This is a genomic window from Streptomyces sp. NPDC028711, assembly GCF_055565415.1.
Window position 1 is genome coordinate 173,074 of record NZ_JBVHUJ010000004.1, and the last position, 18,520, is coordinate 191,593.

Consider the following 18,520-nt stretch of genomic DNA (forward strand, 5'->3'; position numbering starts at 1 on the left):
TTCGGCGGCTGCCACAATGACGGGGTGACCCGAGCCTCCCTGGACAAGCAGCCGCACGAAGTCGCCTCGATGTTCGACGACGTGGCGGCGAACTACGACCTCACCAATGACGTGCTCTCCCTGGGCCAGGACCGGCGCTGGCGCAAGGAGGTCGCCAGGGCGGTCGACGCCCGCCCGGCGCAGCGGATCCTCGACCTCGCCGCGGGCACGGCCACCTCCTCGCAGCCCTTCGCGCGGGCGGGGGCGTACGTCGTGCCCTGCGACTTCTCGATCGGCATGCTCCGGGTCGGCAAGCAGCGCCACCCGTGGATGCCGTTCACTGCGGGCGACGGGACGAAGCTGCCGTTCCGCGACGACGTGTTCGACGCCGTCACCATCTCCTTCGGGCTCCGGAACATCCAGGACACCGAGCAGGCGCTGCGCGAGCTGTACCGGGTGACGAAGCCCGGCGGCCGGGTCGTGATCTCGGAGTTCTCGCACCCGACGTGGGGGCCGTTCCGCACGGTGTACGAGGAGTACCTGATGCGGGCGCTGCCGCCGGTGGCCCGCGCGGTGTCGTCCAACCCCGACGCGTACGTGTACCTCGCGGAGTCCATCCAGTCCTGGCCGGACCAGCCGACCCTGGCGGGGATGCTCCAGAAGGCCGGCTGGTCGAAGGTGGCCTGGCGGAACCTGACCGGTGGGATCGTCGCGCTCCACCGGGGCTTCAAGGCCTGACGGCTGCTTACGGCTGCTTCACGTACAGGCCGTAACCGCCGACGCCGGTGTACACCGCGTCGCCCACCGGCCGGTGGACGAGCGTGCCGTTCACGAGGTCCGTCGGCGGGGTGTGGATCTGCGTGCCCGTCATCAGCGTCGTGGAGCCGCCACCGTCCAGGTTGAGGGCGTCGACGATCCCGAGTTCCGGCGCGTCGAGGAGGGCGGCGAAGCTGCGCAGGTAGTCGCCGTCCTCGTTGTCCTGGCCGGTGAGGGTGACGAGCACCGGGCGGCCGCGGACGTTGGTGCCGAGGGCCGTGCGGGAGTCGGTGCAGATGAGGGTCGTGCCGTCGGCGCCCTTCTCCGTGCCGCTGCACGAGTCGGGCAGCTCGGCGGGGACCTCGCCGTTCCGGAGCAGCGGGTGGAACGAGCTGACGACGTCGACCGAGTCGTCCAGCGGGATCTCCCGCTTCATGGTCACGTCGTGGAGCTTCTGGTCGATCGTCACCGTGTCGTCGCGGACGAGCCGGCCACGGAGCCAGTCGGCGCCGCCGCCGATGCCCTGGATGACGTGGCCGCCCGCGGGGACCAGGGTGCCGCCGCGGCCCTCGCGGGCCTCGGTGACGACGCCGTGCGCGTCGACGACGACCTCGAAGCCGGCGTCGGCGGTGGCGGCGACGGCCGGGTCGGTTCCGGGGCGGGGGACGGGAGCGCCGTAGTCGTCGGTGAAGACGACGATCTCGTCGGCGTCGGTGTAGACGGGCGGGCTCGCGCTCACCTGGACGTCTTCGGCGTCGCGCGCGCAGTGCGGGGCGCGGCCGGGGGTCCGGTTGATGTCGTCGATGCGCATGGTCTCGCCGGAGGGTGCGGTCAGGCTCAGCTCGGTGAGGAGCTTGGTGACGTACGGGATGCCGTACTGGATCACCGCGCCGGAGCTGCCCTTGCCGCCGCTCCAGCAGCTGGAGCTGTGGAGGGTGCCGTCGGTGGCGGAGACGCCGGTGTGCGCCACGGTCTTCTCGGCGCCGCTGCCGGCGGGTTCCCGCTGGAACAGGCCGCCGTTGACGCCGGCGTGCGGGTGGCGGGTCGGGACGGAGGTGACCCGGGAGAGCTGCTGGGGGAGCGTCTCGGCCGTGGAGTCGTTCGTTCCGATGGCGCTCTCCAGGGTGAGGGACCCGGCGGTGGGGTCGATCTCGACGATCTGGAGGACGCGGGCCTTGGTGCGGTTGTCGAGGGCCGTCTCGGTCCACGTGGTGCGGGTGACGCCGGGGGTGACCGTGACGGGGGTTCCCTTGGTCCAGGCGGCGAGCGGGCTGGGGACCGGTGCGTCGGCGCCGGAGGCGGGGGAGGTGAGGGCGAGGGCGGCGCCGAGGGCGGCGGCGACGGCCGCCCAGGGGCGGAGGGTCCTGGTCACTGGCAGTCCGCCGTTCCGTTGACGAGCTCGTGCGAGCGGAAGGTGCCGGTGAACGGTGCCGGGACGCTGGTGCTGTCGCCGCGCAGGACGACGTACGCGCCGAACCGCTTGAGTCCCGCGGAGTCCGCCGGGTCGGCCCAGCTGCCGGTGAACGTCGGCTCGGGGTAGAAGCAGACGTGCTTCTGCGTCCGGTTCCAGACGGACGCGGGGGCGGCCCCGGTGCCGTAATCGCTGCCGTAGTTCTGGGTGGCGGGGTCGGTCTTCGGGAGGTGGACGGTCATGGCGCCGCGTCCGTTGGGCTCCGTGAAGGTGCAGACCCGGTTGTCGGGGCAGCGCTCGTAGCCGGTGAAGCAGAGGGCCCGGGTGGGGACCGTCTTGTGGGAGCTGAGGGTGCCGGTGAAGCGGGGGTCCGTCGTGTACGTGACGGAGTTGCCCGGCTTGACGGTGGTGAGGAGGCCGCCGTACGCGGCGTCGACGTAGGCGCAGGCCCAGTGGGCGGTGTTGTTCTTCGCCGAGAGCGTCCTGCCGTCCCAGCCGGCGTCGTAGCGCTCCACGCTCTGCCGGTCGGTGAAGTCCTGCCGTTCTCCGGTGCCGTCGGCCCCGGAGTAGAGGCAGAGGGTGGCGGGCGGGCAGTCGTCGAAGGGGGCGGGGTCGGCGTTCGCGGGGAGCACGAGGAACACCGAGCAGAGGAGGGCGAGGGCGGCGGTGATCAGCGCGCCCCGGCGCATGTCGATTCGGAAGTCGGTCACGGATGATCATCGTGCCATCACGCTCGGCGCAGGGGAACGCGTGTTCGCCGTGGGTGGAGAAGGCGCCGCCTGTCATCGTCTCGGGGAAGTGCCGGGGTGACCCTCCGGTCCCGCCGCGACCGCCCCCCATAGACTTCGACACGTCCTTCCATCGCCGAACCACCGGGAGAAACCGCCGTGAGCGAGCAGCCCCTCTCCGAGCACAGCGCGGACGTCATCGTCGTCGGAGCGGGCCCGGCCGGCTCCACCACCGCGTACTACCTCGCGAAGGCCGGACTCGACGTCCTCCTCCTGGAGAAGACCGCGTTCCCCCGCGAGAAGGTCTGCGGCGACGGCCTCACCCCCCGCGCCACCAAGCAGCTCGTCTCCATGGGCATCGACATCTCCGAAGAGGCCGGCTGGCTGCGGAACAAGGGCCTGCGGATCATCGGCGGCGGCGTCCGCCTGGAGCTGGACTGGCCGGAGCTCGCCTCGTACCCGGACTACGGACTCGTCCGCAAGCGCGACGACTTCGACGAGCAGCTGGCCCGGCAGGCGCAGAAGGCCGGCGCCCGCCTGTACGAGCGCTGCAACGTCGGCGCCCCGATCATCGACGACCGTACGGGCCGGATCACCGGCGTCCACGCCAAGCTCGGCGAGGAGAAGCGCGAGGTCACCTTCCACGCCCCGCTCGTCGTCGCCGCCGACGGCAACTCCACCCGGATCTCCCTCGCCATGGGCCTGCACCGGCGCGAGGACCGGCCGATGGGCGTCGCCGTCCGCACGTACTTCACGTCCCCCCGGCACGACGACGACTACCTGGAGTCCTGGCTGGAGCTGTGGGACCGGCGCGGCCCGCAGGACCGCCTCCTGCCCGGCTACGGCTGGGTCTTCGGCATGGGCGACGGCACCTCCAACGTCGGCCTCGGCATCCTCAACTCCTCGAAGGCCTTCCGCGAGCTGGACTGGCGCGAGGTCCTCAAGGCCTGGTGCGCCTCGATGCCCGAGGACTGGGGCTTCACCCCGGACAACATGACGACGCCGATCCGCGGCGCCGCCCTCCCCATGGCGTTCAACCGCCAGCCGCACTACACCAAGGGCCTGCTGCTCGTCGGTGACGCGGGCGGCCTGGTCAACCCGTTCAACGGCGAGGGCATCGCGTACGCCATGGAGTCCGGCCAGATCGCGGCCGACGTCATCGTCCAGGCGAACGCCAGGACCACCCCCGCCCAGCGCGAACTGGCCCTGCGGAACTACCCGCAGGTCCTCAAGGACACCTACGGCGGCTACTACACGCTCGGCCGCGCCTTCGTGAAGCTCATCGGCAACCCGAAGGTCATGAAGATCGCGACCCAGCGCGGCCTGACCCACCCGCTCCTGATGAAGTTCACCCTGAAGATGCTGGCCAACCTCACCGACCCGACGGGCGGCGACGCCATGGACCGCATCATCAACGGCCTGTCGAAGGTGGCACCGAAGGCCTGAACCCCGCCCGGTAGGCGGTCGGGGAGAGCCCGACCGCCCGGGTGAAGTGGCGGCGGAGGTTGGCGGCCGAACCGAGGCCGCTCTCCTCGCCGATCCGCTCCACCGGCAGGTCCGTCGACTCCAGGAGCGCCCGCGCCCGCGACACCCGCTGTTCGAGCAGCCACTGCAGCGGGGTGGTGCCGTGGGCCTCCCGCACCCTGCGGTGGAAGGTGCGCGGGCTCATCCGGGCCCGCCGCGCGAGACCGGCCACCGACAGCGGCTCGCGCAGGTGCTCGCGGGCCCAGTCGAGCACCGGCCCGAGACTCTCCTCGTCGCTCGGCGGGAGCGGGGCCTCGACGAACTGAGGCTGTCCGCCGGGCCGGTGGGCCGGGACGACGAGGCGCCGCGACAGCTCGCCCGCCACCCCGGCGCCGAGGTCGTTCCGTACGAGATGCAGGCACAGGTCCAGGGCCGAAGCGGCGCCCGCGCACGTGAGCACGCGGCCCCCGTCGGTGTAGAGCACCGAGGCGTCGACCGTGACCCGAGGGTGCCGGGCGGCAAGCGCGGGGGCGTAGTTCCGGTGGACGACGGCCCGGTGCCCGTCGAGTACGCCGGCCGCCGCGAGCGCGAAGGCGCCGGTGCACATCGACACCATGCGCGCGCCCGACGCGCCCGCCTCCCGGAGCGCGGCGACGAGCTCGGCCGACAGTTCCGCACGGCCCTCGGCCACCGCGTCCGGCACCGAGGGCACGACGACCGTGCCGGCGCCGGCGATCCCGTCGAGGCCGTGCGTGGCGTGCGGGGCGGGGCCGCACACCCGGAGCGCGTACCAGGGGTCGGCGAGGTCGGGGTGCGGCACCCCGAAGACCATGGAGACGGTGGACAGCTCGTACAGGTCCCACGGCGAGAGGGCGCCCCGCTCGTCGGGGACGAGAACGACGGCGACCGTTGCAGCGCTCATGCCTCCGACCGTACGACGGGGCACTGACAGCCTGGCAGGAACCGTGCGCCCGCGGTCAGTTCCGCCGCTGTCGGCGCGGGACTCGCGCTGCGAGCGTGGAGCCATGACCACACGCACCAGCACCAGTACGAGCACCAGGACGAGCCCGAGCACGCAGCGGCCTCCCGTGACCGTCATCGGTCTCGGGCAGATGGGCGCCGCCCTCGCGGGCGCCTTCCTCGACGCCGGCCACCCCACCACCGTCCACAACCGGACGCCCGACAGGGCCGCCCCGCTCGTCGCGCGCGGAGCCGTCCTCGCGGCCACCGTCGCCGAGGCGGTCGAGGCGAGCGGCATCGTCGTGGTCTGCGTCCTCGACTATCCGGCGGTCCGCGCCCTTCTCGCCCCCGCCGCCGGGTCCCTGCGCGGCCGCGTTCTGGTCAACCTCACGTCCGGCTCGCCCGAGCAGGCCCGCGCCGAGGCCGAGTGGGCGGCCGGGCACGGCGCCGGGTACCTCGACGGCGGCATCATGACGACCCCGCCGGGAGTCGGCGACCGCGAGAACATGATCCTGTACGCGGGCGGTGCCGGGCTCCTCGCCGCGCACCGGACGACCCTGGAGGTCCTCGGCGACCCGGTCGACCTGGGGCCGGACCCGGGACTGGCCTCGCTGTACGACGCCGGGCTGCTCGGCCTGATGTGGTCGGTCTTCGGCGGCTGGCTGCACGCCACCGCGCTCGCGGGGGCGGACGGGGTGCCGGCCAGGGAGTTCACGGCGGTGTCGGTGCGCTGGCTGCGCACGGTGTCCTGGTTCCTCACCACGTACGCGGACCAGATCGACGCGGGGGAGTACCCGGGCGACGACGCCACCATCGACGTCCAGGTCGCGACCATCGGGCACCTGCTGCACGCGGGGGAGGAGCGGGGGATCGACGGGCGGCTTCCGCGGCTGCACCTGGAGCTGATGCGGGAGGCGGTGGCGGCGGGCCACGGCGGAGACAGCTACGCCCGGATCATCGACTCGTTCCGGAAAGAGCGGGCCTCCGGACCCGTGGCGTGAATGGGAAAAGCCGTCACTCCCCCGAGGAGTGACGGCTTCTCACCGCGTATGTCCGGAAATCAGAGGATGCGGACGGCGCCCGAGGGCGTGTCCCAGTCCAGGGAGCGCTCGACGACGCCCGTCGACGGGTTCTGCGCGCCGACGTACATGCCGCCGCCCACGTAGATCGCGACGTGGTACGAGCCGCTGCGGCTGCCCCAGTACAGGATGTCGCCCGGCTGGAGGTCGCTCAGGGAGACGGAGGTGCCCATGCTCGACTGGGAGCCGGAGACACGCGGCAGATCGATGCCGGCGGCGCTGTAGGCGGCCTGGACGAGGCCGGAGCAGTCCCAGGAGTTGGGGCCGGTGCCGCCCATGACGTACGCGTCGCCGATCTGGGCGCGGGCGAAGGCCACGATCGCGGCGGCGGAGCCGGAGGGGGCCTGCGTCTGGCTGTCGTCCGAGTCGGCGGAGGAGCCGCTGTCGGAGGACGAGGAATCGGACGACGAGGAGCCGTTGTCGTTCGACGCGCTCGCGGAGGCGACGGCGAGCCGGGTGCGCTCGCGGTCGCGGGAGGCGCGCTCCTCGGCTTCCTGGCGCTCCTGCTCGGCCTTGAGGCGGGCCTCCTCGGCGCGCTCGGCCGCGGCCTTGCGCTCGGCCTCGGCCTTGGCCTTCTTGGCTTCCTTCGCGGCCTTCTGCAGCGCCGCGTTCTCCTGCGCCTGGAGGCTCTGGTCGAGCGCCTCCTGCTGGGAGGCCTGGGCGGAGGCGGCGACGGCGCTGGCGAGACCGGCGGTCTCGAGGGAGCCCAGGGTGGGCATTTCGATGGTCTCGGTCACCGGCTCGGCATTCGCCGGCCCGGCAGCACCGGCCACCGCGATGGTGCCGAGGACGCCACCGGCGACTCCGGCTCGCAGCGCGAGCTTCGAGGCGCTGCGGCGGGGCTTCCGGTGGCTGGGTATGTGAGCGGTGTGGGACATGGGTACAACCGCTATCAGGGCTTCACGGTTCCCTTCAAGAAACGTGGGGTGCGCCACAGTTACGTTTGGAACCGGCTAATCCGCTTCTGTGGGGCCTTTATTGACGCCGTATCGGGCAAAACGGACAGGGCTCACCTGGCCCTTGATCATGGGTTTTCATTGAAACGCCCGAATTGCCCGACGCTTACCACCTCTTGACGCCGATGGCCAAGCCCCACATTTTCTCCACCTTCAGGGTGTGGCGCAGGTCACATCCGCGTCTCACGAAGGCTCGTGAAAGCAGTCACGCGTCCATCCCCGTCCACCGGACCCCTCGACCGGGCGACGGGCGCCTGCTTTACCACCCGGACGCGTCCATCGCCAATTTGCCTGTAGGGGCCATCTCTTGATAGAGCGCCACCCCCTCCGATCTGCGATTTCCGGTCCGGATGTCACATCTGGTGATCACCTGGGCGCTTCGCGCGACAAGATCACCGCTCATCCGACTTCATGATCCTTCGTCAGGTGGTGGAGATCACAAAGTCCTTGGCGTACCCCGTGTCGCAGATCACAGAGGGGCGGGCATAAGATGCGGGGCAGCCGGGCTTGTGAACTGCCTCACATGGGGGCGATCTTTCACGGTCCGGCCGTGCGGTCCAACGGTCAAGGACGACTGGAAGGAGCGAGGAGCGTGAATGCGTACGCGCCCGTCCTCGTGCTCGGTGCCCTGGGTGCGGGGTTTGCGATCTTCTCCGTGGTCATGGCCACGCTTATCGGTCCAAAGCGGTACAACAGGGCAAAACTTGAGGCGTACGAGTGCGGCATCGAGCCGACGCCCACTCCCGCCGGCGGCGGCCGCTTCCCGATCAAGTACTACCTGACGGCGATGCTCTTCATCGTCTTCGACATCGAGATCGTCTTCCTCTACCCCTGGGCCGTCACCTTCGACGCCCTGGGGCTTTTCGGGCTCGTGGAGATGCTGCTCTTCGTGCTCACCGTCTTCGTCGCCTACGCGTACGTGTGGCGTCGCGGCGGCCTGGAATGGGACTGAGGGGCTGAGGGGCACCTATGGGACTCGAAGAGAAACTCCCGAGCGGCTTTCTGCTGACGACGGTCGAACAGGCCGCGGGCTGGGTGCGCAAGGCGTCCGTGTTCCCCGCGACCTTCGGCCTCGCCTGCTGCGCCATCGAGATGATGACCACCGGAGCCGGCCGGTACGACCTGGCCCGCTTCGGCATGGAGGTCTTCCGCGGCTCGCCGCGCCAGGCCGACCTGATGATCGTCGCCGGCCGGGTCAGCCAGAAGATGGCGCCCGTCCTGAGGCAGGTCTACGACCAGATGCCCAACCCCAAGTGGGTCATCTCCATGGGCGTCTGCGCCTCCTCGGGCGGCATGTTCAACAACTACGCGATCGTCCAGGGCGTCGACCACATCGTGCCGGTCGACATCTACCTGCCCGGCTGCCCGCCGCGCCCGGAGATGCTGATCGACGCGATCCTCAAGCTCCACCAGAAGATCCAGGGCTCCAAGCTCGGCGTGAACGCCGAGGAGGCGGCCCGGGAGGCGGAGGAGGCGGCGCTCAAGGCGCTGCCGACGATCGAGTTGAAGGGCCTTCTCCAGTGAGTGACGAAACCCCGAACCCCGAGAAGGAGCTGAGCGAGCAGAACCTGCCCGGTCAGCGCGGGGACCACGGCGAGGAGGTCCGCGTCCAGCGCGGCATGTTCGGCGCCCAGAGCGGAGCCGACACCTCCGGCTACGGCGGCCTCGTCCGCTCGATCCGCCTCCCTGGCCCGGCCACCCGCCCCTACGGCGGCTGGTTCGACGAGGTCGCCGACGAACTCGAAGGCGCCCTCGAGGAACAGGGACTGCTTCCCGGGAACGCCATCGAGAAGACCGTCGTCGACCGCGACGAGCTCACCTTCCACATCGAGCGCGAGCACCTCGTCCGGGTCGCCCGCACGCTCCGCGACGACCCGGCGCTCCGCTTCGAGCTGTGCACCGGGGTCTCCGGCGTCCACTACCCCGGGGACAAGGGCCGCGAGCTGCACGCCGTCTACCACCTGCGCTCGCTCACCCACGGCCGGCTGATCCGTCTGGAGGTCTCGGCCCCCGACGCCGACCCCCGGATCCCGTCCCTCGTCGCCGTCTACCCGACGAACGACTGGCACGAGCGCGAGACGTACGACTTCTTCGGCATCGTCTTCGACGGCCACCCCGCCCTCACCCGGATCATGATGCCGGACGACTGGCAGGGCCACCCGCAGCGCAAGGACTATCCCCTCGGCGGCATCGCCGTCGAGTACAAGGGCGCCCAGATCCCGGCTCCGGACCAGCGGAGGTCGTACTCGTGACAACTCCCCCCGCGTCTCCGCGCGAGACGACAGAAGGCGCCGTCTACACGGTGACCGGCGGCGACTGGGAAGAGGTCGTCCAGTCCGCCGCCAAGGCCGACGACGAACGCATCATCGTCAACATGGGCCCCCAGCACCCGTCCACCCACGGCGTGCTCCGGCTCATCCTGGAGATCGACGGCGAGACCGTCACCGAGGCCCGCTGCGGCATCGGCTACCTCCACACCGGCATCGAGAAGAACCTCGAATACCGGACCTGGACGCAGGGCACCACCTTCGTCACGCGCATGGACTACCTCACCTCGTTCTACAACGAGACGGCGTACTGCCTCGGCGTGGAGAAGCTGCTCGGCATCACCGACCAGATCCCGGACCGGGCGAGCGTCATCCGGGTGCTCCTCATGGAGCTCAACCGGCTCTCCTCCCACCTGGTGGCCATCGCCACCGGCGGCATGGAGCTGGGCGCCACCACGATCATGATCTACGGCTTCCGGGACCGCGAACTGATCCTGGACCTGTACGAGCTGATCACGGGCCTCCGCATGAACCACGCGTTCATCCGCCCCGGCGGCCTCGCCCAGGACCTCCCGCCCGGCGCCGTCGACGCCGTCCGCGAGTTCGTGAAGACCATGAAGAAGAACCTGCCGGAGTACGACAAGCTCGCCACCGGCAACCCCATCTTCAAGGCCCGCATGCAGGACGTCGGCTACCTCGACCTCACCGGCTGCATGGCCCTCGGCGCCACCGGACCGATCCTGCGCTCGGCGGGCCTCCCGCACGACCTGCGCAAGACCGACCCGTACTGCGGCTACGAGAACTACGACTTCGACATCCCGACCGCCGACAGCTGCGACTCCTACGGACGCTTCCTCGTCCGCCTGGAGGAGATGCGCCAGTCCCTCCGGATCGTCGAGCAGTGCCTCGACCGCCTGGCACCGGGACCCGTCATGGTCGGCGACAAGAAGATCGCCTGGCCCGCGCAGCTCGCGCTCGGCCCCGACGGCCTCGGCAACTCCATGGACCACATCAAGAAGATCATGGGCACCTCCATGGAGGCCCTGATCCACCACTTCAAGCTGGTCACCGAGGGCTTCCGGGTCCCCGCGGGGCAGGCCTACGCGGCCGTCGAGTCCCCCAAGGGCGAGCTCGGCGTGCACGTCGTCTCCGACGGCGGCACCCGCCCCTTCCGGGTCCACTTCCGCGACCCGTCCTTCACCAACCTCCAGGCCATGGCCGCGATGTGCGAGGGCGGCCAGGTCGCCGACGTCATCGTCGCCGTCGCCTCCATCGACCCCGTGATGGGAGGCGTCGACCGATGACCGACCAGATCAGCCTGGGCATGCCCCAGCTCCCCGCCCCCGCCTACCCGGCCGAGGTCCACGCCCGGCTGACCGAGGACGCGCGGGCGATCATCGCCCGCTACCCGGACTCCCGCTCCGCGCTCCTGCCGATGCTGCACCTCGTGCAGTCGGAGGAGGGCCATGTGACCAGGACCGGCATGGCGTTCTGCGCCGACACCCTCGGCCTCACCACCGCCGAGGTCACCGCCGTCGCCACCTTCTACTCCATGTACCGGCGCAAGCCCTCCGGCGACTACCAGGTCGGCGTCTGCACCAACACGCTCTGCGCGGTCATGGGCGGCGACGCCATCTTCGAGGAGCTGAAGGAGCACCTCGGCGTCGGCAACGACGAGACGACCGAGGACGGCAAGATCACCCTCGAGCACATCGAGTGCAACGCCGCCTGCGACTTCGCCCCGGTCGTGATGGTCAACTGGGAGTTCTTCGACAACCAGACCCCCGAGTCCGCCAAGAAGATGGTGGACGACCTCCGGGCCGGGCGGACCGTCGAGCCCACCCGCGGCGCGCCGCTCTGCACCTTCAAGGAGACCGCCCGCATCCTCGCCGGCTTCCCCGACGAGCGCCCCGGCGCCGTCGAGGCCACCGGCGGCGCGGGCCCCGCCTCACTCGTCGGCCTGCGCCTGGCCAAGGGCGAGAACCCGTCCCACCGAATCGTCCACCCGCGCGGTGAGTCCTCCGGTCAGGAGGGGGAGTGATGACCTTGGCCGCCGAGATCAACAACAGCAGCCCCGAGAAGCTTCTCGCACCCGTCCTCTCGGCCTTCTGGGACCAGCCCGACTCCTGGACCCTGGAGACCTACGAGCGGCACGAGGGGTACCGGGGCCTCAAGAAGGCCCTCGCGATGAGCCCTGACGACCTCATCGCGTACGTCAAGGAATCCGGCCTCCGCGGCCGCGGCGGCGCCGGCTTCCCCACCGGCATGAAGTGGCAGTTCATCCCGCAGGGCGACGGCAAGCCGCACTACCTCGTCGTCAACGCGGACGAGTCCGAGCCCGGCACCTGCAAGGACATCCCCCTCCTCTTCGCCAACCCGCACTCCCTCATCGAGGGCATCGTGATCGCCTGCTACGCGATCCGCTCGCAGCACGCCTTCATCTATCTGCGCGGCGAGGTCGTCCCCGTCCTGCGCCGCCTCCACGAGGCCGTCCGCGAGGCCTACGCCGCCGGCTACCTCGGCACGAACATCCTCGGCAGCGGACTCGACCTCGAACTCACCGTGCACGCCGGCGCCGGCGCGTACATCTGCGGTGAGGAGACCGCGCTGCTCGACTCGCTCGAAGGGCGCCGCGGCCAGCCCCGGCTGCGCCCCCCCTTCCCCGCGGTCGCCGGTCTGTACGCCTGCCCCACTGTCGTGAACAACGTCGAGTCCATCGCGTCCGTTCCCGCGATCCTCCACCGCGGCAAGGAATGGTTCACCTCGATGGGCAGCGAGAAGTCCCCGGGCTTCACGCTCTACTCGCTGAGCGGACACGTCGCCTCGCCCGGCCAGTACGAGGCGCCCCTCGGCATCACACTGCGCCAGCTCCTCGACATGAGCGGCGGCATGCGCCCCGGCCACCGCCTCAAGTTCTGGACCCCCGGCGGCTCCTCCACCCCCATGTTCACCGAGGAGCACCTCGACGTGCCCCTCGACTACGAGGGCGTCGGCGCCGCCGGATCGATGCTCGGCACCAAGGCGCTCCAGTGCTTCGACGAGACCACCTGCGTCGTCCGGGCCGTCACCCGCTGGACCGAGTTCTACGCCCACGAGTCCTGCGGCAAGTGCACACCCTGCCGCGAAGGGACGTACTGGCTGGTCCAGTTGCTCCGCGACATCGAGGCCGGCCGCGGACGGATGTCCGACCTCGACAAGCTCAACGACATCGCCGACAACATCAACGGCAAGTCGTTCTGCGCCCTCGGCGACGGCGCCGCCTCGCCGATCTTCTCCTCTCTCAAGTACTTCCGCGCGGAGTACGAGCAGCACATCACCGGCCGGGGCTGCCCCTTCGACCCGGCCAAGTCGACCGCCTGGGCGGACAACCACAAGGAGGTGACGGCATGACGGTCACCACGGCCGGCCCGGCGGGCGGCTCCCCGGCGGTACCGCCCGAGGATCTCGTCACGCTGACCATCGACGGCGCCGAGATCTCCGTCCCCAAGGGGACGCTCGTCATCCGCGCCGCCGAACAGCTCGGCATCGAGATCCCGCGCTTCTGCGACCACCCGCTCCTCGACCCCGCCGGCGCCTGCCGCCAGTGCATCGTCGAGGTCGAGGGCCAGCGCAAGCCGATGGCCTCCTGCACCATCACCTGCACCGACGGCATGGTGGTGAAGTCGCAGCTCACCTCGCCCGTGGCCGAGAAGGCCCAGCACGGCGTGATGGAGCTGCTGCTCATCAACCACCCGCTGGACTGCCCGGTCTGCGACAAGGGCGGCGAGTGCCCCCTGCAGAACCAGGCCATGTCCCACGGGCAGTCCGAGTCCCGCTTCGAGGGCGTCAAGCGGACCTTCGAGAAGCCGATCCCGCTCTCCACCCAGGTGCTCCTCGACCGCGAGCGGTGCGTGCTCTGCGCCCGCTGCACCCGCTTCTCCAACCAGGTCGCCGGCGACCCGATGATCGAACTGGTCGAGCGCGGCGCGCTCCAGCAGGTCGGCACCGGCGTGGGCGACCCCTTCGAGTCGTACTTCTCCGGCAACACCATCCAGATCTGCCCGGTCGGCGCCCTCACCTCGGCCGCCTACCGCTTCCGCTCCCGCCCCTTCGACCTGGTCTCCTCGCCGTCCGTGTGCGAGCACTGCGCGGGCGGCTGCGCCACCCGCACCGACCACCGGCGCGGCAAGGTCATGCGGCGGCTCGCCGCCGAGGACCCGGAGGTCAACGAGGAGTGGATCTGCGACAAGGGCCGCTTCGGCTTCCGGTACGCCCAGCAGCGCGACCGGCTCACCACGCCGCTCATCCGGAACCAGGAGACCGGTGAGATGCGGACGGCGTCCTGGCCGGAGGCCCTGGAGGCCGCCGCCCGCGGCCTCGTCCGCGGCCGGACCGGTGTCCTCACCGGCGGCAGGCTGACCGTCGAGGACTCCTACGCGTACGCCAAGTTCGCCCGGGTCGCCCTCGACACCAACGACATCGACTTCCGGGCCCGCGTCCACTCCGGCGAGGAGGCCGACTTCCTGGCCTCCGCCGTCGCCGGCCGCGGCCGCGACCTGGACGGCAGCGGGGTCACGTACACCTCGCTCGAAGCCGCCCCGGCCGTGCTCCTCGTCGGCCTGGAGGCCGAGGAGGAGGCCCCCGGCGTCTTCCTGCGGCTCCGCAAGGCCTGGCGGAAGAAGGGCCAGAAGACGTACGCGGTCGCCGCCTTCGCGACCCGGGGCCTGGAGAAGGCGGGCGGCACCCTGCTGCCCGCGGCCCCCGGCACCGAGACCGAGTGGCTCGACGCGCTGACCTCCCGGGTCGGTCTCGAGGGCGACGGCCTCGCCGCCGCCCAGGCCCTCCGCCAGGACGGCGCCGTCATCGCCGTCGGCGAGCGGCTCGCGGGCGTCCCCGGCGCCCTCACCGCCGCCCTGCGCACCGCGGCCGCCACCGGCGCCCGGCTCGTGTGGATCCCGCGCCGCGCCGGCGAACGCGGAGCCGTCGAGGCCGGCGCGCTCCCGGCGCTGCTGCCCGGCGGCCGGCCCGCGACCCACCCCCGCGCGCGTGAGGAGGTCGCCGCCGCCTGGGGCGTCCGCGAACTCCCGCACCGCTACGGCCGGGACACCGGCCAGATGATCGAGGCCGCCGCCACCGGCGAACTCGGCGCCCTGCTCGTCGCCGGTGTCGAGGTCGCCGACCTGCCGGACCCGGCACGCGCGCGCGAGGCGCTCGACGCGGCCTTCGTGGTCTCCCTCGAGCTGCGGCCCAGCGAGGTCACCCGGCACGCCGACGTCGTCCTCCCGGTCGCCGCCGTCGCCGAGAAGTCCGGCACCTTCCTCAACTGGGAGGGCAGGGCCCGGCTCTTCGAGGCCGCGCTCAAGCCCGAGCACATGACCCGGCCCGTCGCCCCGGGCGACGCGCGCGTGCTCCACATGCTCGCCGACGCCCTCGACGTCCATCTGGGCCTGCCCGACCTCAGGGCCGTACGGCGGGAGCTGGACCGGCTCGGCGGCTGGACCGAGGAGCGGGCCTCCGAGCCCGTGGAACCCGCCCAGGCCGCGCCCCGGGCCGGCGAGGGCGAGGCCGTCCTCGCCGGGCACCGGCTCCTGCTCGACCTGGGCCGGCTCCAGGAGGGCGACAGCGCCCTGGCCGGCACCCGGCACGCGGCGGTCGCCCGGCTCTCCGCCGCCACCGCCGCCGACACCGGCGTCAAGGACGGCGACGTCCTCGAGGTCACCGGCCCCGCCGGCTCGGTCGCCTTCCCGCTCCAGGTCACCGAGATGCCGGACCGGGTCGTCTGGGTCCCGCTGAACTCGGCGGGCCGCGGCGTCCTCTCCGACACCGGCGCCCGCCCCGGCGACCTGGTCCGCATCGGCGCGGCCACCACGACGGAGGTCCAGGCATGAACACGCTCGCCGCCGAAGACCTGTCCATGTTCGGCACGGACCCCTGGTGGCTCGTCCTGATCAAGGCCGTCTTCTGCTTCGCCTTCCTGATGGTCACCGTGCTCTTCTCCATCGTGTGGGAGCGCAAGGTCGTCGCCTGGATGCAGCTGCGCGTCGGCCCGAACCGGCACGGCCCCTGGGGCCTCCTCCAGTCCCTCGCGGACGGCATCAAGCTGATGCTCAAGGAGGACGTGATCGTCAAGAAGGCCGACAAGGTCGTCTACGTCCTCGCTCCGATCGTCGCCGCGATCCCCGCGTTCATGGCGATCGCCGTGATCCCCTTCGGCCCGGCCGGCAACGAGGTCTCGATCTTCGGCCACCGGACCGCGATGCAGCTCACCGACCTGCCGATCGCGATGCTGTACGTCCTGGCCATCGCCTCGGTCGGCATCTACGGCATCGTCCTCGCCGGCTGGTCGTCGGGCTCCACGTACCCGCTCCTCGGCGGTCTGCGCTCCTGCGCGCAGATGATCTCGTACGAGATCGCCATGGGCGCGGCCTTCGCCTCCGTCTTCCTCTACTCCGGGTCGATGTCGACCTCGGCGATCGTCGAGGCGCAGGCGGACCGCTGGTTCGTCATCCTGCTGCCGGTGTCGTTCATCATCTACATCGTCACGATGGTCGGCGAGACGAACCGCGCCCCCTTCGACATGCCGGAGTCCGAGGGCGACCTCGTCGGCGGCTTCAACACCGAGTACTCGTCCATCAAGTTCGCGATGTTCATGCTCGCCGAGTACGTGAACATGGTGACGGTCTCGGCCGTGTCGGTGACCCTCTTCCTGGGCGGCTGGCGGGCCCCGTACCCGGTCTCCACCTTCTGGGAGGGCGCCAACCACGGCTGGTGGCCGATGCTCTGGTTCGTCCTCAAGGTGCAGCTGCTGCTCTTCTTCTTCATCTGGCTCCGCGGCACCCTGCCCCGCGTCCGCTACGACCAGCTGATGAAGCTCGGCTGGAAGGTCCTCATCCCGGTCTCCGTGGTCTGGCTGATGCTGGTCGCCACCGTCCGGGCCCTGCGGAACGAGAACATCGCCTTCACCAACATCGTCCTGTACGTCGCCGGAGCCGTCCTCGGGCTTCTGCTGCTCTCCTTCGTCGTCGACGTCTTCCGCGACCGGAAGGCGAAGGCCACGGCGGCAGGGCCCGCCGACGAGCCCGCCTTCGACCCGATGGCCGGCGGCTTCCCCGTACCGCCCAGGCCCGGACAGTCCCTGCCGCCCGTGCCCCGGCGCAGGCCGCGGCAGGACAGGGACCTCGTTGTCAGTGGCGCCCCCGATACTGCTACTGCGAGTGATGGAAAGGAGACGGACGGTGTCTGACTTCCAGAATCCGGTGGCCGGCTTCGGCGTGACCTTCAAGGCCATGTTCAAGAAGCGGCTGACCGAGCAGTACCCGGAGCAGCAGAAGACGACGGCGCCCCGGTTCCACGGCCGGCACCAGCTCAACCGCCACCCCGACGGTCTGGAGAAGTGCGTCGGCTGTGAGCTGTGCGCCTGGGCCTGTCCCGCCGACGCCATCTACGTGGAGGGCGCGGAGAACACGGACGAGGAGCGCTACTCGCCGGGCGAGCGCTACGGCCGCGTCTACCAGATCAACTACGCCCGCTGCATCCTGTGCGGGCTGTGCATCGAGGCCTGCCCCACGCGGGCGCTGACGATGACCAACGAGTTCGAGCTGGCCGACTCCTCCCGCGCGAACCTGATCTACACCAAGGAGCAGCTCCTCGCGGGACTCGAGGAGACCATGGTCGACACCCCGCACGCGATCTTCCCGGGCATGACCGAGCAGGACTACTACCGGGGGCTCGTCACGGAGGCCGCGCCCGGCACCGTCCGGCAGGTCGCCGTGTCCAAGGGGGAGAAGGGCGAAGAGGAGGAGGTGGACGCATGAGCGCGAACCTCGCGGCGTACGCGACCTCGTCCGGCGAGGCCTTCCAGTTCTGGGTCCTCGGCACCGTCGCCGTCATCGGCGCGCTGTGCACGATCCTGATGCGGCGGGCCGTCCACTCGGCGCTCTGCCTCGCCGGAACGATGATCATCCTGGCGGTCTTCTACCTGGCCAACGGGGCGTACTTCCTCGGCATCGTGCAGATCGTCGTCTACACCGGCGCGATCATGATGCTCTTCCTCTTCGTCGTCATGCTGGTCGGTGTCACGGCCGCGGACTCGCTGAAGGAGACCCTCAAGGGCCAGCGCTGGTGGGCCACCGCCTGCGGCCTCGGCTTCGGCGTCCTGCTCGCCGCCGGCATCGGGAACGCGTCCCTGACGGAGTTCGCCGGGCTCGGCGCCGCCAACACCGCGCACGGCGGGAACGTCGAGGGCCTCGCCGCCCTCATCTTCACCAAGTACGTCTTCGCGTTCGAGCTCACCGGCGCGCTCCTCATCACCGCCGCCGTCGGCGCGATGGTGCTCACCCACCGCGAGCGCACCGAGAAGGCCCGCACCCAGCGCGAGCTCTCCGAGCAGCGCGTACGGGAAGGCACGCACGTGCCGCCGCTCCCGGCGCCCGGTGTCTACGCCCGGCACAACGCCGTGGACATCCCGGGACTGCTGCCCGACGGCACGCCCGCGGAGCTCACCGTCATGCAGACCCTGCGCAAGCGGGGCCAGATCCGGGACGTCTCCACCGAGGCGCTCGCCGACCTCAAGGCGCTGGAGCAGCGCTCCGAGGAGCGGCTCGGCCGCGACCGGGACGAAGAGGAGGCCACCCGGTGAACCCCGTCAACTACCTGTATCTCGCCGCCCTGCTGTTCACCATCGGTGCGGCCGGGGTGCTGATCCGGCGCAACGCGATCGTGGTCTTCATGTGCGTCGAGCTGATGCTCAACGCCTGCAACCTCGCGTTCGTCGCCTTCTCCCGTATGCACGGAAACCTCGACGGCCAGATCTTCGCGTTCTTCACGATGGTCGTCGCCGCCGCGGAGGTCGTCGTCGGGCTCGCGATCATCGTGTCCGTCTTCCGTGCCCGTCACTCGGCCTCGGTCGACGACGCGAGCCTGATGAAGCTGTGAGGGGCTG

At 70.9% G+C, this 18,520-nt stretch carries 18 protein-coding genes; 14 read left to right on the forward strand and 4 right to left on the reverse strand.

All coding sequences use genetic code 11. The features are described 5' to 3' along the window. The first annotated feature begins 24 nt into the window (after positions 1-24). Entirely contained in the window at positions 25-717 is a 693-nt protein-coding gene (locus tag ACZ4VK_RS15210) for a demethylmenaquinone methyltransferase (protein WP_389680969.1), read from the forward strand. A gap of 7 nt (positions 718-724) precedes the next feature. Here the strand turns inward: ACZ4VK_RS15210 and ACZ4VK_RS15215 are convergent, their stop codons facing one another. Next, positions 725-2,107, reverse strand: coding sequence for a phosphodiester glycosidase family protein (locus ACZ4VK_RS15215; protein ID WP_468352373.1), 1,383 nt, complete (start codon positions 2,105-2,107; stop codon positions 725-727). Beyond that, positions 2,104-2,856: a peptidase inhibitor family I36 protein gene (locus ACZ4VK_RS15220; protein ID WP_468352375.1), complete on the reverse strand. Its 753-nt coding sequence runs from the start codon at positions 2,854-2,856 to the stop codon at positions 2,104-2,106. Before ACZ4VK_RS15220 ends, ACZ4VK_RS15215 begins: the two co-directional genes overlap by 4 nt. 177 nt (positions 2,857-3,033) lie before the next feature. On the opposite strand from ACZ4VK_RS15220, the gene ACZ4VK_RS15225 reads away from it, so the two are divergent. Next, the gene (locus tag ACZ4VK_RS15225; protein WP_423650147.1) at positions 3,034-4,320 is read left to right on the forward strand and encodes a geranylgeranyl reductase family protein; all 1,287 of its coding nucleotides are present in this window, start codon (positions 3,034-3,036) and stop codon (positions 4,318-4,320) included. Here the strand turns inward: ACZ4VK_RS15225 and ACZ4VK_RS15230 are convergent. Further along, a complete protein-coding gene (locus tag ACZ4VK_RS15230; protein WP_468352378.1) occupies positions 4,286-5,260 on the reverse strand; it encodes a GlxA family transcriptional regulator in 975 nt (324 codons plus the stop codon). The two genes, ACZ4VK_RS15225 and ACZ4VK_RS15230, sit on opposite strands and share 35 nt — an antisense overlap. A 103-nt stretch (positions 5,261-5,363) precedes the next feature. On the opposite strand from ACZ4VK_RS15230, the gene ACZ4VK_RS15235 reads away from it, so the two are divergent. After that, positions 5,364-6,299: an NAD(P)-dependent oxidoreductase gene (locus ACZ4VK_RS15235; protein ID WP_468352380.1), complete on the forward strand. Its 936-nt coding sequence runs from the start codon at positions 5,364-5,366 to the stop codon at positions 6,297-6,299. 59 nt (positions 6,300-6,358) lie between these two features. Here ACZ4VK_RS15235 and ACZ4VK_RS15240 read toward each other — a convergent pair whose 3' ends face one another. Further along, on the reverse strand, positions 6,359-7,255 hold the full coding sequence (locus ACZ4VK_RS15240) for a C40 family peptidase (protein WP_468352381.1): 897 nt from the start codon (positions 7,253-7,255) through the stop codon (positions 6,359-6,361). 670 nt (positions 7,256-7,925) lie between these two features. Here ACZ4VK_RS15240 and ACZ4VK_RS15245 point away from each other — a divergent pair. From ACZ4VK_RS15245 to nuoK, 11 genes are read left to right on the forward strand one after another with little or no spacing between them, the layout of a single operon-like run. After that, complete coding sequence (locus tag ACZ4VK_RS15245; RefSeq protein ID WP_019888619.1) at positions 7,926-8,285, forward strand: NADH-quinone oxidoreductase subunit A; 360 nt, start codon at positions 7,926-7,928, stop codon at positions 8,283-8,285. Positions 8,286-8,302: 17 nt separating this feature from the next. Continuing rightward, positions 8,303-8,857 (forward strand): NuoB/complex I 20 kDa subunit family protein, encoded by a 555-nt coding sequence (locus ACZ4VK_RS15250; RefSeq protein ID WP_468352384.1) that lies wholly within the window; start codon positions 8,303-8,305, stop codon positions 8,855-8,857. Beyond that, positions 8,854-9,585: an NADH-quinone oxidoreductase subunit C gene (locus tag ACZ4VK_RS15255; RefSeq protein WP_389680964.1), complete on the forward strand. Its 732-nt coding sequence runs from the start codon at positions 8,854-8,856 to the stop codon at positions 9,583-9,585. The genes ACZ4VK_RS15250 and ACZ4VK_RS15255 overlap by 4 nt, the downstream gene beginning before the upstream one ends. Continuing rightward, entirely contained in the window at positions 9,582-10,904 is a 1,323-nt protein-coding gene (locus ACZ4VK_RS15260; protein WP_468352386.1) for an NADH-quinone oxidoreductase subunit D, read from the forward strand. Before ACZ4VK_RS15255 ends, ACZ4VK_RS15260 begins: the two co-directional genes overlap by 4 nt. Further along, positions 10,901-11,641 carry an NADH-quinone oxidoreductase subunit NuoE gene (gene nuoE / locus ACZ4VK_RS15265; RefSeq protein WP_468352388.1) on the forward strand — a complete coding sequence of 247 codons (741 nt, stop codon included), beginning with the start codon at positions 10,901-10,903 and terminating at the stop codon, positions 11,639-11,641. Before ACZ4VK_RS15260 ends, nuoE begins: the two co-directional genes overlap by 4 nt. Continuing rightward, positions 11,641-12,990 (forward strand): NADH-quinone oxidoreductase subunit NuoF, encoded by a 1,350-nt coding sequence (gene nuoF, locus ACZ4VK_RS15270; RefSeq protein ID WP_468352390.1) that lies wholly within the window; start codon positions 11,641-11,643, stop codon positions 12,988-12,990. The genes nuoE and nuoF overlap by 1 nt, the downstream gene beginning before the upstream one ends. Then, the gene (locus ACZ4VK_RS15275; protein ID WP_468352392.1) at positions 12,987-15,467 is read left to right on the forward strand and encodes an NADH-quinone oxidoreductase subunit G; all 2,481 of its coding nucleotides are present in this window, start codon (positions 12,987-12,989) and stop codon (positions 15,465-15,467) included. The genes nuoF and ACZ4VK_RS15275 overlap by 4 nt, the downstream gene beginning before the upstream one ends. Continuing rightward, positions 15,464-16,822 (forward strand): NADH-quinone oxidoreductase subunit NuoH, encoded by a 1,359-nt coding sequence (gene nuoH / locus ACZ4VK_RS15280; RefSeq protein WP_468352393.1) that lies wholly within the window; start codon positions 15,464-15,466, stop codon positions 16,820-16,822. Before ACZ4VK_RS15275 ends, nuoH begins: the two co-directional genes overlap by 4 nt. After that, positions 16,797-17,393, forward strand: coding sequence for an NADH-quinone oxidoreductase subunit NuoI (gene nuoI / locus ACZ4VK_RS15285; protein ID WP_468352395.1), 597 nt, complete (start codon positions 16,797-16,799; stop codon positions 17,391-17,393). The genes nuoH and nuoI overlap by 26 nt, the downstream gene beginning before the upstream one ends. Next, positions 17,390-18,217: an NADH-quinone oxidoreductase subunit J gene (locus ACZ4VK_RS15290; RefSeq protein WP_468352397.1), complete on the forward strand. Its 828-nt coding sequence runs from the start codon at positions 17,390-17,392 to the stop codon at positions 18,215-18,217. Before nuoI ends, ACZ4VK_RS15290 begins: the two co-directional genes overlap by 4 nt. Continuing rightward, complete coding sequence (nuoK, locus tag ACZ4VK_RS15295; RefSeq protein WP_030549909.1) at positions 18,214-18,513, forward strand: NADH-quinone oxidoreductase subunit NuoK; 300 nt, start codon at positions 18,214-18,216, stop codon at positions 18,511-18,513. Before ACZ4VK_RS15290 ends, nuoK begins: the two co-directional genes overlap by 4 nt. Positions 18,514-18,520: the final 7 nt, after the last annotated feature.

Coding starts and splice junctions, on each gene's coding strand:
- ACZ4VK_RS15250 (WP_468352384.1), top strand. CDS start 8,303: ATGGGACTCGAAGAGAAACTCCCGAGCGGCTTTCTGCTGACGACGGTC.
- ACZ4VK_RS15240 (WP_468352381.1), bottom strand. CDS start 7,255: ATGTCCCACACCGCTCACATACCCAGCCACCGGAAGCCCCGCCGCAGC.
- ACZ4VK_RS15235 (WP_468352380.1), top strand. CDS start 5,364: ATGACCACACGCACCAGCACCAGTACGAGCACCAGGACGAGCCCGAGC.
- ACZ4VK_RS15230 (WP_468352378.1), bottom strand. CDS start 5,260: ATGAGCGCTGCAACGGTCGCCGTCGTTCTCGTCCCCGACGAGCGGGGC.
- ACZ4VK_RS15275 (WP_468352392.1), top strand. CDS start 12,987: ATGACGGTCACCACGGCCGGCCCGGCGGGCGGCTCCCCGGCGGTACCG.
- nuoH (WP_468352393.1), top strand. CDS start 15,464: ATGAACACGCTCGCCGCCGAAGACCTGTCCATGTTCGGCACGGACCCC.
- ACZ4VK_RS15290 (WP_468352397.1), top strand. CDS start 17,390: ATGAGCGCGAACCTCGCGGCGTACGCGACCTCGTCCGGCGAGGCCTTC.
- nuoI (WP_468352395.1), top strand. CDS start 16,797: ATGGAAAGGAGACGGACGGTGTCTGACTTCCAGAATCCGGTGGCCGGC.
- nuoF (WP_468352390.1), top strand. CDS start 11,641: ATGACCTTGGCCGCCGAGATCAACAACAGCAGCCCCGAGAAGCTTCTC.
- nuoE (WP_468352388.1), top strand. CDS start 10,901: ATGACCGACCAGATCAGCCTGGGCATGCCCCAGCTCCCCGCCCCCGCC.